Genomic DNA, 14477 nt, shown 5'->3' on the forward strand with positions numbered 1-14477 from the left:
GAGGAAGCTCGGGCGCTCGTCCGCGGAAAGGGAAGGGGCTTTCGCTCCTGGCGGTAAGAAAGAAAAAAGCTTGTAAAGAAACAGAGGTTTCTCTACAAGCAGAAATTCCCTTTTTTATCCGTCAAATGCAAAGGGGCGGAAGGAACGCAGACGATTCCACTTCCGGCGGAAAAACGTGCGCGCCGGGAACCTTTCAGGCGTTTGCCCGAGAAAAGGGAATGACTTGTGCTTCTGAAAGCACTGGAGAACCCAAGATGGCCTTGGTTTTTCGTGGCTGTCCCACCGGTTGGACAGGGTTTAAGGGGATTAGGAAAAAGGAAGGATAAAGGGAAAGGGGGAACGGTGATGACAACAAGAGCCGTCTGGTTTAGAAGAGATTTACGGTTGAATGATCATACAGCACTTGCAAAAGCTGTTGAACATACAAAAGATGAGGACAGCCTCGTATTGTTTTTTCATATGCATCCGGAATTGAACAATTCCTTTACAATGAGGCATGATTACTATTTTCAAACCCTTCAGGACTTCGTTTCACGTGCCGGGGATATGGGTGCGCCTGTCCATGTTATTGAAGGAGAAATCGAAGAGTCCTTCCAGGCATTTGTAAAGGAACTGGATGTGGACATAGTCTACTTCAATCGGGATGAAACCGGGTTTGGTAAAAAGCGGGATGATCACATGGTGGAGTATCTGGACTCGATTGATGTGGACGTCTATCATTACATGGACCACCACCTGCACGGAGCGGAGGAAATCAAAAAGCAGGATGGCGGCCATTATAAAGTATTCTCTCCATACTTAAAGAAGTGGAAGCAGCAGCAGAAACCCGGTATTCAACGGGTGAACCACGATAAGCTGAAAAAAGCGGCTGTGGATAAGCGTTCTTCCTTTAAAGAAGGAGAAAAAGCGTACCAGTCGCTGATGGAAAAAACAGAAGCTGATTTTCCCGGGACAGGGGAAGAAGCTGCCGGTGAAAGGTTCAGCCTGTTTCTTGATGGAGCCATCTATGATTATGATGAGGAGCGGGATTTCCCGGCCGTTGATGGAACAAGCCTGATGTCCAGGTATCTGCGTACCGGTGCGGTTTCCATCCGGACGCTGTATCATAGAATTCAGGACGAAGTGAACTTCAAAAAAGATACATCCGGAGTGGAAACGTATATTTCCGAGCTTGCGTGGCGCGACTTTTACAATATGATCTATTACTATTATCCGGAATCAGACGATAAAGAGCTTGTTGAAAAATACAGAGGTATTCCGTGGAATAATGATGAGGATCTTCTGGAAAAATGGAAGCAGGGACAGACCGGTTTCCCGTTGATCGATGCAGCGATGAGGCAGCTGAATGAAACCGGCTGGATGCATAACCGGCTCCGGATGGCTGTGGCCTCTTTTTTGACGAAGGATCTGCTGATGGATTGGCGTGAAGGAGAACGGTACTTTGCTGAGAGGCTGGTGGACTATGACCCTGCCTCGAATATCGGCGGCTGGCAGTGGGCGGCTTCTACAGGGACGGACCCGGTTCCTTACTTCCGCGTGTTTAATCCCGTGAGGCAGTCCGAGCGCTTCGATCCTCACGGCCGCTTCATTAAGGAATGGGTTCCGGAGCTTGAAAATGTGGAAAAGAAGTATATCCATGACCCTTCGAAGATGCCGGAGAACGAACAGGAAAAGGCTGGATGCATGATTGGTGAAGACTATCCTGAACCTGTGGTGGACCATAAAAAGATGCGGAAGCGGGCCATTGAAGTATTTAAAGACAAAACATAAAAAGAGGGATACGGATGTCAATAAAACGAAGTGATTTAGAGAAGTATGCAGATCTGGCTTTGAAAAACGGGGTGAACCTGCAGCACAGGCAGGGTCTGATCATCAACGCCCCCATTGAAGCCGCAGATTTTGTCCGGATTGTTACGGCAAAGGCCTATGGAATGGGCGCGAAGAATGTGCATGTCGAATGGAATGACGAAATGCTCAATTATATGAAAATGAAGCATGCCCCGATGGACGTGCTCAAAGATTTTCCTAAATGGAAAGCGGAAGGTCTCGAAGCAATGGTGGCGGACGGTTATGGTCTCCTTACCATTTACGGACCCGATCCGGATTTAATGAAGAATGTAGATCAGAAGCGGGTAGCTGCTGCTTCGAAAGCCAGTGGAGAGGCCCTTTCCGGTTACAGGGACTATTTAATGAATGATAAGACGACCTGGACCATCGTTGCCTATCCGCAGAAAGCATGGGCGCAGAAAGTGTTTCCTGATGCTTCACCGGAAGAGGCGCAGGAACAGCTGTGGAAGGAGATCTTCAGAATTACACGGGTGGACAAGGACGATCCGGTTCAGGCGTGGGAGGAGCATAATGAAGCCCTTCGGCAGGCGAGGGAATATTTGAATCAAAAGCAGTATAAAAAGCTCCATTATTCCGGGCCCGGGACGAAGCTGACCATCGAGCTCGTTTCGAATCACCTCTGGCATGGAGGAGCGGCGGAATCAGAGGAAGGCCGGACGTTCAACCCCAACATTCCGACCGAAGAAGTCTTTACTATGCCTCATAAATACGGCGTGAACGGGAAAGTATCCAGCACAAAGCCGTTGAGTTATGCGGGGAATCTGATTGAGAACTTCACCTTAACATTCAAAGATGGAAAAGTGGTGGATTATGCCGCGGAATCCGGGGAGGAGACACTGAAGCATCTGATTGAATCGGATGATGGTTCAGCCAGACTTGGAGAAGTCGCGCTCGTACCGCACGCTTCCCCGGTTTCCCAATCCGGTCACATCTTTTTCAACACGTTATATGATGAAAATGCTTCCTGTCATTTAGCCTTAGGAAAAGCATATCCCACCAACATAAAAGGAGGGTCCTCCTTTAATAAAGAGCAGATGGAATCACACGGCGTCAATGATAGTCTCGTCCATGAAGACTTCATGATGGGGTCGGACGAATTGAACATCGATGGAGAAACGAAGGAAGGCCTGTACGAACCTATCTTCCGGAACGGTATGTGGGCCGTGGATTTTGAGGAGACCGAAGAGACACCCTGATCAAGGGTGGTATTTTGGCTGTAGAAAAAGCCTGTGTTAACCAGTTAGAGTTGTCCATTAGTCGTGTAAAGGGTCACATTCCGCTTATCGGTGAATGAATGCCGCGGGCACGCCCTCAGCTGACTTGGTCAGGAAGGTCGCCTGCCCAAGTGGATCTTCGGCCCGTGCTGTTCCCGCAGGCATCACCACCGAACGCTCCTCGTGCCGACGTTAGAATATAGAAGAGAGAGACTGCCCACTACGCAGGTGCGCAGATTCAAAAGAACGGCATGGGCTGCGCTGGGTGAAGGAGAGTTTTTTTCGATGTTAAAGAACTCCCAAGGCGCGGTGCCCCTTTCGCTCCTGGCGGTAAGAAAGAAAAAAGCTTGTAAAGAAACAGAGGTTTCTCTACAAGCTGAGAGACACCCTGACCCAGGGTGTCTTTGTTCGTGGAAAGATGACATTGTATCTTCTCAATTACATTATCGTTACAGACGATTTAAATCTTCAAAAACCTGTCTACAATAAGGATAGATTGTGGTACATATGAAGTAGAATAGATTATCTTGAATCGAAGAAGGGTGATCCCATGAAGCGTGATGCTTTTTTTGATAATGCCAAAGTAGTCCTTATCTTTCTCGTCGTTTTCGGTCATATGATTCAGCCGTTTACCGATGGTTCCAAACCGATGTACACCCTTTATACGTGGATATATACTTTTCATATGCCGGCGTTCATTTTTCTTGCCGGGTTCTTTGCCAAAGGATCGGGGGAGAAGGATTATTTGATTCAGCTGGCTAAAAAGTTGATTCTCCCATACTTGATTTTTCAGCTCGTCTATACCGGGTATTACTTTTTCATCGGGAAAGGTGAAGGGTTTGACGGGATCTTTTATCCGCACTGGTCATTATGGTTCCTGTTCAGCCTGTTCTGCTGGCACATTCTGTTATATTGGTTTAAGAAAATCCCGCCGATGCTCGGTGTTGCCATCGCTGTGCAGATCGGTGTGCTCGTCGGATATTTCACCGATATCGGGCACCATTTCAGTTTGTCCCGTACCTTCGTTTTCTTCCCGTTTTTCCTTGCCGGGTACTGGCTGACGAAGGAGCATGTGCATAAGTGGAGAACACGCCGTGTCCGGGAAGTCAGCATGGTCATCATGGCAGCAGCAGCAGGTGTGATTGCCGTACTCCCTGAAATCAACTCCGGCTGGCTGCTCGGATCGAAATCCTATGAGGTTCTCGGCAGTCCGGAAATGGGAGGGCTGTTCCGGCTGGCTGTCTATGCTCTTGCCGGCATCATGGTCGTTAGTGTCCTTTCCTGGATTCCGAATACGCAGTACAAAATCACATACCTTGGCGGGAAGACCTTGTATGTTTATCTGCTGCACGGCTTTTTCATCCAGTTCTTCCGGCAGGCCGACTTGTTCAAAGTGGATAACCTGTTTGATGTCATCGGGCTTGCAATCATCTCTGCCGCTATTGTCTACTTGTTATCGAGCAGCTTGATCCGCACGCTGACGCAGCCGTTCATTGAGGGGCGTATCCAGCTCATCAAACGTTGGTGGCAGCGGACCTTTGACAAAGATTCGACGCTTCAATCATAAATAAATCCGCCTTTCCTGGTGGATGGAATAGAGCCTCCTTGTGAATAATACGTAAGAGATTCGCAAGGAGGTTTTTGTATGTCTAAAAAAATCTTGATGATTGTCACAAATGCTGCCCACATGGATGGACATGAAACAGGGCTCTGGCTGTCTGAGTTTGTCGAACCGTCCGTGGAGTTCGGGGAAGCCGGTTATGAGGTGACCGCCGCAAGCCCGCGGGGAGGGCGCCCGCCGATTGATGAAAACAGCTACAGCAACCAGCTTCCTGATGTGTGGGACGGGGTGATGGAGCCGATCAGCCGGACGGTGGCTCTCGCAGAAGTGGATCCGACATCGTATGACGCTATCTTTTTATGCGGCGGGCACGGGACGATGGTCGATTTTCCTGAAAATGAACAGTTGGCAGAGCTTCTCCGTCACTTTCTTACTGAAGGAAAAGTCATGGCTTCCGTCTGTCACGGTCCTGCCGGATTCATTGGTGTCATGGATCACAATAAACAGCCTCTTGTAAGTGGGAAAAAGCTGACAGGCTTTTCGAATGAAGAGGAAACGAAGACAGGGCTTGAGGGACGTGTCCCGTTTTCACTGGAAGATCGTTTAATCGAAGAAGGGGCGGAATTCAGCAAAGGAAAGCCGGATGAAAGTCACGTCGTCGTCGATTTTCCTTTTGTGACGGGCCAGAATCCTTCGTCCAGTCTGGAAACCGCGCAAAAAGTGCTGGAACAATTAAAAGACCGCTGAGCCAAGGGCCCGGCGGTCTTTTTTATGCATTCAGAACAATAGATGTGCCATCAGTGTAATGACTGGAAGGGTAATGATCGTACGCTCAAGGAAGATGATGAACAGGTCCTTCAGGTTAACCGGAACCTTGGAACCGAGCAGAAGTCCACCGACTTCCGACATGTAAATCAACTGGGTTACAGAAAGAGCGGCAATAATGAACCGTGTCATTTCGCTCTCGATAGAAGCTCCAATGATTGCAGGCAGGAACATGTCCGCAAACCCTACAAGAATGGTCTCAGAGGCTTCCGCGGCATAGGGCACCTGCATGAGTTCAAGAAGTGGAATGAACGGCATACCGATCCACGTGAAGAAAGAGGTGAATTCCGCGATGATAAGGGCGATCGTTCCGAGGGCCATGACAATCGGAGCAACCCCCATCCACATATCGAGGATATTCTGGGCTCCCTGCTTCATAAATGCTCCGGGTCCTATCGATTTGCTGCCACGCTCAACGGCTTTGGCATATCCGTAGGTAAACACATTGTGTCCTTCGGGAATATCTTCATTCTGTTCTCCTGCTTCATCGGTTACATAGGTATCAGGTTTTCTGGACAGCGGCGGAATCCGTGGCATGATCAATGCCGCAACAAATCCGGCGAGTGCTACAGTTAGATAAAACGGCACGAACATGTGGCCGAGCCCGACTTCCTGAATGACTACAAGGCTGAAGGTAATGGAGACGATTGAGAAGGTGGTTCCGATTACGGCTGCTTCTCTTTTCGTGTAGTACCCTTCTTCATACTGCTTACTCGTCAAAAGGACTCCGATCGTTCCGTCCCCGAGCCAGGAAGCAAGGGAATCAATAGACGAACGCCCCGGCAGTTTGAAAAGCGGACGCATGATTTTCGTAAGGATGACTCCGAACAATTCCAACAGGCCGTAGTTCAACAGCAGGGGAAGGAACAACCCTGCAAATAAAAAGACGGCGAACAGGACGTGCAGCAGCGAATCCAGCAGCAGCCCGCCTGTATTTTCGGAAATGACCGCCTCCGGTCCAATCTGGAAATAGACCATGATGGCGAAAATCATACCGAGCACACGGGTAACGACCCATACGGCGGGTACATTAAATAATGAATGGAAAAACGGAGATTTGGAACCATCCGATCTCAGCAGTTTAGCGGTAACAGTGGCAAGCGCTGTTATCGTAATAATGATGGTCATGATGAGAGACAGGGAGCCGGCCAGTCGTTCCTCGACCTCTCCTGCCAAAACGGCGATTGGAATGGTGACGGCTCCGTCATCACCACTGATAGGGAACATAAATAAGAAAATACCGATGAGGGACGGTATGATAAAACGCAGATGCGAAGAAGGTTTAAAATCTTTCGCTTTCATCCAAAATCTCTCCTGACTAATCTGTTTTATTTATAAACATCTCAGAATAAATATACAACATTATTTATTCTATTACGATTACTGCTAAAAACCAATAGGAAATTTGTAGAGAATCACAGACCCCGGGGTTTATCACAAAAGGATAACGGGGAACCTTTTGTATACATTGGAAACTGGAAATGAGGGAAAGGAATGCAGTCATATGCGAAGCCAAGAGTCGTCGTAAGCCGGTGCCTTGAATTTGCAGAGGTGCGGTATAACGGAGCGGTCATACCAGATAAAGCCGTCGAACGAATGAAAGCGCATGTAGAATTTATTCCTGTCTGCCCGGAAGTGGAAATCGGACTGGGCGTACCAAGAGATGTCATCCGTCTCGTGGATGATGAGGAAAAGCGTCTCGTTCAACCGAAAACAGGGGAAGATCTTACTGGTAAAATGACTGGTTTTTCCAAAACTTTTCTTGATCATCTTGATGATGTCGATGGATTTCTTTTGAAGAACCGTTCTCCGACATGTGGGATGCATGATGTGAAGGTGTATCAGAGTGCGGAGAATTCCCAGGTGATCGGAAAGACATCCGGGTTGTTTGCCGCAGAGGTACTCAAGCGTCACAGTGGGCTGGCTGTGGAGGAGGAAGGGCGGTTGAAAAATTTCACGCTGCGCCATCATTTTTTGACGAAACTGTTCACCCTGGCCTCCTTCCGGGAGATGAAGAAGGAAAGAAAGATGAAGGAGCTGCAGCAGTTTCATGCCCGGCATAAATATCTGTTTATGGCCTATCACCCAGGCCTGTTGAAGAAAATGGGGCAGACGACAGCCAACCATGACCATCGTGGAATCGGTGAGGTGCTTGAAACGTACGAAAATCTGCTTCATGAGCTGATGCAGGAGCCTGCGAAAACAAGCGCCCACATCAACGTCTGTCAGCACATTGCCGGGTATTTTAAGAAACAGCTGACGAGCGGAGAAAAACAAAGTTTTGCTGATCTTCTTCATCAATATAAAGAAGAAAAAATCCCCTTGAGCGCTGTTCTCAGTGTATTGAGTTCCTGGACCGCCCGTTTTCAGAGTGGGTATTTGAAGCAGCAGAGTTATTTCCAGCCCTACCCGGTCGATCTGGTGGAAATATCCGACTCTGGGAAGGGCCGGGCCTACTCTTGATGATCATTCTGTATAATGCTTTAGAATGCGGTCCACAGCCGGACCGTAGCTTTCTCCGAACATGTTGAGATGGGCAAGCAGGTAAAAGAGCTGGTACAGAGGTTTGATTTCCTCGTAATGTTCAGGCAGAGGGAACACCTCTTGATAATGATTGTAAAAATCAGCTGGGAAGCCGCCGAAGACTTCTGTGAAGGCCAGTTCAAAAGCGTGGTCCCCGTAAAGAATGGAAGGGTCAATCAAAACCGGCTGTCCGTGCTCATCCATCATGTAATTGCCGCCCCATAGATCACCGTGGAGCAGGGAGGCTTCGGGATGAGCGGGGAGGTATTGGTCGAGTCTGCTCATCAATGCTTCCATCCGCTTTCTTCGTTTGTTCGTCATCCGTTTTTTGGAGATTCCAATATCAAGCTGTGCCCCCAGCCGGCAGGTGCGGTAATAGTCCACCCAGGAAGGGGCCCACGTATTTGGCTGATCGAGCTGTCCGACAAATGTCGGAGCCCCGTATCCATACGAATTACTTGTGTGCTTGTGCATATGAGCAAGCTGACGGCCGAGGGCTGCATGATCGTTCCGGTTCCCGGATTCAATCCATTCCATCACAAGCGCGGCAGGCTCCCTTTTTTCAGGCATGTCGTAATGATAGACGCTCGGGACGCGGATGGTCTTGGTCTGTTGAATCGTCTGCAGCCCCTCGGCTTCCGCCTGGAAAAAGTGTGAGGGGACACCGGCGTTCGTCTTTATAAAATATGCCTGTCTTTCGGTCTGTACGTAAAACGCCTGGTTGATATCACCACCCCTGACGGCGGTCTGCTTCTGTATCCGGCTTTCATCTCCAATTGTGCTCAATGTTTTTTCGATGATATCCATCAAAGGTCTCCTTTCCATTAATGAAGCGGAGCAGGTGGGGTCGGTGTGAATACCTTCTGATACGCATGTATTTCGTTCAGCTCCTGAAAACCGATAGCTTTGTACAACTGTTCAGCCTGGGGATTCAAGGAGCGGACAGATAGGGTGACCGCCTGCAGTTCAAGGGCATAAAACGCATATTGCAGGGCATGTTCCATCAACTCTGTCCCGATGCCGGTGTTTCGATGGGAAGGATGGACATTCACAAAGCAGATTTCGCCTTCTTCCCCTTCTGCGATCGTTTCAAAGTAGAGGTACCCGGCGAGCTCTCCCTCCTTGCCATATCCCCATATATAGTTCCCCTGGTGTCGTGAAAGGTGAAACATTTCTTCTGTCGTATAATACGCCGCATCTGGATGCAGCTTGTCCAGTCTTTCTTTATCCTGTTCCTGAAGCTGGAAGATCGACGGCGTCTTTTTGGACTCCGCGGCCTTGTAATGGGTTTGGAAGAGGACCAATGTTTTTTCAACGTTGTAAAGTTCGAACGCATGGGTTTCAGCGAAAGCTTTCAACTCTTCGTTCGCTCCATAGCAGGCTACTTTAACCGCATCAAAATGAAGCTGGGCAGTCAGAGAAGCTTTGTCCCATAAGCGTTCAATGACGTCGGATTCTTCTTTTAGCGCAAAAGGGCCGAGCAGGCGGCAGAATTTCTGCTCGAAAAAAGGGACCATGCCTAAAAATCCTACGATTTCGGAACCTTCCCAAGCGACATAAGCTAAAGGCTCCGTGAACTGGGTTAACGTCCAGATCTGCTCGAAGATTTCATTTTTCTCTGAAGCCATCCAGGCCACATAATGGCGGTCCTGGCCATTCATCTGATACAGCCACTCGGCTGCCGTATGTAGTTCCCTGACTTCCAGCTCGCGAATCTGAATCATTGCACTCATCCTTTCGTTATACATGAATTTTCACACAATAGCAGAGAAAAGTGCAAGCGCTGCCTTTCTGCAGGGCGGCCGTCATTTGCCGAAGTCTGACTGCGCGATTGTCGAATGGCAGGGTTGACCTGTGGATTTGCGGGGAAAAGTAAGATACAGAAGCATGGAAAGGAGGCGGGACGAATGCATCAGCGATTAAAATACATAGCCATTTACCGGATTACAGTCATTGTCTGGATGTCCGTCCGTTTTCTGCTCCGCATTTTCTGGTTCGAAAAAAGACACCGGATCTGGGATGAGCAGACGAAAAGGAAATGGGAGATGATGCTGGCGGATATGGCGGAGGAGTATCGGAGGAAAGCGGTCGCCCTCGGCGGGCTGCTGATAAAGTTCGGACAGTTCCTCAGCTCTCGTGGTGATCTTCTGCCGCCATCCTTCATTAAAGAATTGGAGGGGCTTGTCGATCGTGTGAAGCCCGTCCCGTTTTCCTATTCCAGAACAACGATTGAAGAAGACTGGAACGCCTCACTCGATGAACACCTGGACTCCATTGATGAAAAAGCGGTGGCCTCTGCATCCATTGGAGAAGTATACAAAGCGTACTTGAAGGATGGGACGCCGGTGGCGGTTAAAGTGCAGCGTTACAGAGTCCGTGATACATTCCGGATGGACTTCAAGGCTTTGAAAATTGTATTCTGGCTCGTCAACCGGTTCACCGTTTATGGAAAAAAAGCGGATCTCCAGGCCCTTTATACGGAAGTCGTCCGTGTCATCAGCAACGAACTTGATTTTACGATGGAACTGGAGAACGGACGGGCTTTTCAAAAGCGGTTCCGTGATTTTCAGGATGTCGAGGTGCCGCATTATTATGAAGACCTATCGACAAGACGCGTTCTCGTCATGGAGTGGGTGGAGGGGCACAAGATTACGGATGTCTCCTTTATGGACAGGCAGGGGATCGACCGGAGCCGTATTGCTTATATTTTGTTTGAGCTGTGTATCGAACAATTTTTATATGCCGGGATGTTCCACTCTGATCCACACCCGGGCAACTTGATGATTAAAGAGGACGGCACAGTGGTCATTCTCGACTTCGGGATGGTCGGGGAAATCCGGAAGGAGGATGCCGATTCCATACGTAAAATGATCCAAGGGTTCATTCTGGACGACTATGACAGGGTGATTGAAGCCTTGCAGGAAATGAATTTTCTTCTGCCGGAAGCGGATACGGAAAAAGTGAAGAAACTGCTGAAGCAGACAACAGACATGTACCTGGAAGGGAACTTTGACAAGCTGGATGCACATATGATGAATGACATGCTGGAGGATCTGCAGCAGTTTGTCAAAGAACAGCCGATTCAGCTGCCTGCTGACTATGCATTTCTTGGACGTGCGGCATCTATTGTCGTAGGTGTCCTGAGTACAATCTATCCGCAAGTGGATTTGATTGCCTGGGGACGGCCGGTCATTAAGGAATGGGTATCCGGAAAGGATTCCACTTCATCGCTTTACACGGATGTGTTGAAGGAGACAGCGAGACCGCTGCTCTCTCTCCCGCGGGCTTTGGTTGAGTATTTGGAGGACGGGGACAAGGAAAGAGAGTGGAAAACGACTCAGCAGAAAAATCAGTTGTTCCACCAATATTATTTATTTATGACACTGCTTTCGTTTATCATCATGCTGATCGGAACCGCTGCTTTCTTTTATACAGGCGTTATTGAAGTCCTTCCCAGCTGGTGGATCGGTGGGGGCATCTTCGGGACCGGTGCAGCCGGATTTATTTTCAGCTCCATCAATCACGTGCATATGCTGCGGAAGCTTACTCATAATAGGAGGAATCGAACATGAATGACTTATTGAAAAAAGGGTTTCATTTAGGTCTTGGAGCCGCAGTCAGTGGAAAACAGAAGTTCGAGAAGCTTGTCAATGATATGGTCAGACGCGGGGAGATCAGTCCTTCGCAGGCGAAGAGCATGGTGAATGAGCGGATGCAGGCGTGGATGGCCAAAGGTCAAACAAAGGATCAGCAGTGGAATGAACAGATGAAGGCGAAGTTCCAGGACCAAATGAACGAACTTGGTTTTGTATCCCGTGAAGAATATGAAAAACTGGAAGCGCGTATTCAGCGTCTTGAAAAGGAACGCGGGTACTAAAATAACAGCCCTGCTTCATAAGAGTGAAGCAGGGCTGTTTTATTTATGCCCGGGCCCACCGAATATGCTATGCTTTTACCACATCATGGTAGAAAGGAAGGGTTTTTTTGAAGAAAATCAACTGCTTTCGGTGCCGGCATTTCCGGACGACATGGAATCCCGCTTTTCCGAGAGCCTGCAGTGCCTACGATTTCAAATCGAAGGAAATGCCCTCTCAGGTGGTGCTGCATTCCTCTGGTTCGCCCTGTATGAAATTCGAGGAAAAACATCGGGAAAACGTTTCTTCTGTCCAAATGAAACAAACTAAAATTGATTTTAAACTGTAAATTTCATGAAATTTCTGATTTTATATCAACTATTCTCAAATCTATGATATTATGATGAATATTTATCAGAACATCATAGAAAGAGTTGGAGAGGAGTTGAGGAAGAATGGTAAGAGAAAAGTGGGGGACGAAGCTTGGGTTTATGCTGGCGGCCATGGGTTCGGCCGTGGGCCTCGGGAACATTTGGAGGTTCTCCTTTGTAGCAGGAAATAATGGTGGAGGAGCCTTTCTGCTGTTGTACCTGGCCTTCGTCATTTTACTGGGGGTCCCGCTGCTGCTTGCTGAGGTGAGTATCGGTAGAAAAGCAGAGAGTGATGTTGTCGGTTCCTTTAAAAAGCTGGCACCAAACACACCGTGGTATTTGACAGGATTTTTCGGCATTGCCAGTTCCTTTTTAATTTTGAGTTTTTACGCTGTCGTAGCCGGCTGGGCGATCTTTTATTTCTGGAATTATTTAAATGGATCTTATTTTACATCTCCGGAGGTCGGTTACGAAGGGGCATTCGGTCAGTTTATCAGTCATTCCTGGCATCCGATTGCCTGGACAGCCTTATTTATGATTCTTACGATTGTTATTGTTTTGAGCGGGGTGAAAAAAGGCATTGAGGCAGCCAACAAGATCTTTATGCCGCTGCTTGCCCTTATACTCATTGGACTGGCTTTCTTCAGCTTGTCCCTGGATGGGGCATCTGAAGGCGTGAAGTTCTTGTTTCAGCCGGACTGGACCGCTCTAAGTGATCCGTCCATTTACATCGCTGCCCTCGGGCAGGCGTTCTTCTCTCTCAGTCTTGGTATGGGAGCGATGCTCACGTACGGAAGCTATTTGAGAAAAGAAAACAAACTGCCGAGTGCAGCCCTCGGCATCGGGATCATGGATACTTTCTTTGCGGTGATTTCAGGCCTCGTCATTTTCCCGGCGGTTTTTGCCTTCGGGATCGATCCAAGCTCAGGTCCGCCGCTCGTATTCATTACACTGCCGAGTATTTTTGAACAGATGCCGATGGGTGGAATAGTAGGGCTTGTCTTCTTCTTTGCCTTGATTCTTGCTTCTCTGTCTTCTTCGGTTTCTATACTGGAAGTGCCGACGGCCTATTTCATGAGGATTCTTGGATGGACACGGTTTGCTACAAGTGTTGTCATGGGAGCGATCATGTTTGTCATGGGAATCGGGGTTTCTCTCGGTTTCGGAATCTGGTCAGGCGTCACGCCGATCGGTGATTTGAACATTCTGGATTCCATGGATTACATTGCATCCAACATTCTTCTGCCGCTTGGCGGTCTTTCCATGGCCCTTCTGATCGGATGGTATTTCTCTAAATCGGAAGCTCTGGAAGCCACAGACTTCACCGGATCCAGCATCGGGCAGATCTGGTACTATCTCGTGAAGTTCGTCACACCAGTGATGATCCTCCTGATTTTCCTGAACAAATTAGGCGTTATTTAATAAACCTGACTAGAAACTGTTCTTACGTTGTGTTTCCGGTCACGTTCCGCTTATCGGTGGATGCTTGCCGCGGGCACGGCCTCAGCTGACTTGGTCAAGAAGATCACTTGACCAAGTGGATCTTCGGCTCGCGCTGTTCCCGCAGGCGTCACCACCGAACGCTTCTCGTGACCGAACCAAGTCATGTGCAAAAAGAGGACTGTCTTTTGTTAAACAAAAGACAGTCCTCTTTTATATACCGTTATGCTGTGCGGGAGACCTATCTTCATACAGCTATTCGGGCTAGGCGCGGACATCCTTTATCCATGGCTGTTCATCAATGTCTTTTTCTTGAGAAGGACTTAGACTCACAGAAGCAGCATCCCCCCTTAATCGAGTTTGGAGGAGAAAGGTTTTGAGGAAGAGAGTATACACCTTTATGCATTTTAGTTAGAGAGGTTTTTTATGGAAGCGTTTTGGAACTTTGTTTGAACATTGGAAAGGGGATGGGACAGGAGGGGAAGAGACGTGTTAAACTACGACAGAGTCCCATTTTTATGTAAGTAAAGGAGTTTATAAAATGGCAGTAACCAACCACAGTGTTCTAAAAAGAATGGCCAATGAAATACAGGAAGCGATGCTTCAGCATGGAAATGAGCCGAAGGTGAGGGAGCATGTCCGTTCTGTGAAGCTTCTGGCGGAACTCCTGTTGGAGGAAGAGTCACAGGGAGGTCGTCCGGAACCTTCGGTCAATGAACCGACCGCAGAAGAAATAAGGAAAATGATGGGGGCGGACAAGGCACCTGTGAAACAGTCCCAGCCTGATACGGCCGTCGATCATGAAGAGGCCAACGGGCCGTCTATCTTTGATTTCTAGGGA

12 protein-coding genes are annotated in these 14477 nt (G+C 48.5%); 9 read left to right on the forward strand and 3 right to left on the reverse strand.

Annotated features, from left to right (window positions below; all coding sequences use genetic code 11):
• Positions 1-345 precede the first annotated feature (345 nt).
• From H615_RS0108020 to H615_RS0108035, 4 genes are all read left to right on the forward strand, one after another.
• A complete protein-coding gene (locus tag H615_RS0108020) occupies positions 346-1770 on the forward strand; it encodes a cryptochrome/photolyase family protein (protein WP_027954660.1) in 1425 nt (474 codons plus the stop codon).
• Positions 1771-1784: 14 nt separating this feature from the next.
• Positions 1785-3044: an aminopeptidase gene (locus tag H615_RS0108025; protein WP_027954661.1), complete on the forward strand. Its 1260-nt coding sequence runs from the start codon at positions 1785-1787 to the stop codon at positions 3042-3044.
• Between the two features lie 568 nt (positions 3045-3612).
• Positions 3613-4629, forward strand: coding sequence for an acyltransferase family protein (locus H615_RS0108030; RefSeq protein WP_027954662.1), 1017 nt, complete (start codon positions 3613-3615; stop codon positions 4627-4629).
• Between the two features lie 78 nt (positions 4630-4707).
• Positions 4708-5370, forward strand: coding sequence for a type 1 glutamine amidotransferase domain-containing protein (locus H615_RS0108035; protein ID WP_027954663.1), 663 nt, complete (start codon positions 4708-4710; stop codon positions 5368-5370).
• Between the two features lie 30 nt (positions 5371-5400).
• Here the strand turns inward: H615_RS0108035 and H615_RS0108040 are convergent, their stop codons facing one another.
• The gene (locus tag H615_RS0108040; protein ID WP_027954664.1) at positions 5401-6750 is read right to left on the reverse strand and encodes a YjiH family protein; all 1350 of its coding nucleotides are present in this window, start codon (positions 6748-6750) and stop codon (positions 5401-5403) included.
• Between the two features lie 192 nt (positions 6751-6942).
• On the opposite strand from H615_RS0108040, the gene H615_RS0108045 reads away from it, so the two are divergent.
• Positions 6943-7911, forward strand: a complete 969-nt coding sequence (locus tag H615_RS0108045) for a YbgA family protein (RefSeq protein ID WP_027954665.1) — start codon at positions 6943-6945, stop codon at positions 7909-7911.
• Between the two features lie 3 nt (positions 7912-7914).
• Here H615_RS0108045 and H615_RS0108050 read toward each other — a convergent pair whose 3' ends face one another.
• Both H615_RS0108050 and H615_RS0108055 read right to left on the reverse strand, forming a co-directional pair.
• Positions 7915-8778, reverse strand: coding sequence for a fructosamine kinase family protein (locus H615_RS0108050; RefSeq protein ID WP_027954666.1), 864 nt, complete (start codon positions 8776-8778; stop codon positions 7915-7917).
• Positions 8779-8795: 17 nt separating this feature from the next.
• A complete protein-coding gene (locus H615_RS0108055) occupies positions 8796-9695 on the reverse strand; it encodes a GNAT family N-acetyltransferase (protein ID WP_035531714.1) in 900 nt (299 codons plus the stop codon).
• A 183-nt stretch (positions 9696-9878) separates the two neighbouring features.
• On the opposite strand from H615_RS0108055, the gene H615_RS0108060 reads away from it, so the two are divergent.
• The 4 genes from H615_RS0108060 to H615_RS0108080 all read left to right on the forward strand — a co-directional run bounded on the left by H615_RS0108060 (position 9879) and on the right by H615_RS0108080 (position 14474).
• Positions 9879-11543, forward strand: a complete 1665-nt coding sequence (locus H615_RS0108060) for an ABC1 kinase family protein (RefSeq protein WP_027954668.1) — start codon at positions 9879-9881, stop codon at positions 11541-11543.
• Positions 11540-11848: a phasin family protein gene (locus H615_RS0108065; RefSeq protein ID WP_027954669.1), complete on the forward strand. Its 309-nt coding sequence runs from the start codon at positions 11540-11542 to the stop codon at positions 11846-11848. The genes H615_RS0108060 and H615_RS0108065 overlap by 4 nt, the downstream gene beginning before the upstream one ends.
• Positions 11849-12280: 432 nt before the next feature.
• Entirely contained in the window at positions 12281-13618 is a 1338-nt protein-coding gene (locus H615_RS0108075) for a sodium-dependent transporter (protein ID WP_027954671.1), read from the forward strand.
• 559 nt (positions 13619-14177) lie between these two features.
• Positions 14178-14474 (forward strand): DUF5327 family protein, encoded by a 297-nt coding sequence (locus H615_RS0108080; RefSeq protein WP_027954672.1) that lies wholly within the window; start codon positions 14178-14180, stop codon positions 14472-14474.
• Positions 14475-14477: the final 3 nt, after the last annotated feature.

The organism is Halobacillus kuroshimensis DSM 18393 (assembly GCF_000425705.1).
Taxonomy (GTDB): Bacteria; Bacillota; Bacilli; order Bacillales; family Halobacillaceae; genus Halobacillus; species Halobacillus kuroshimensis.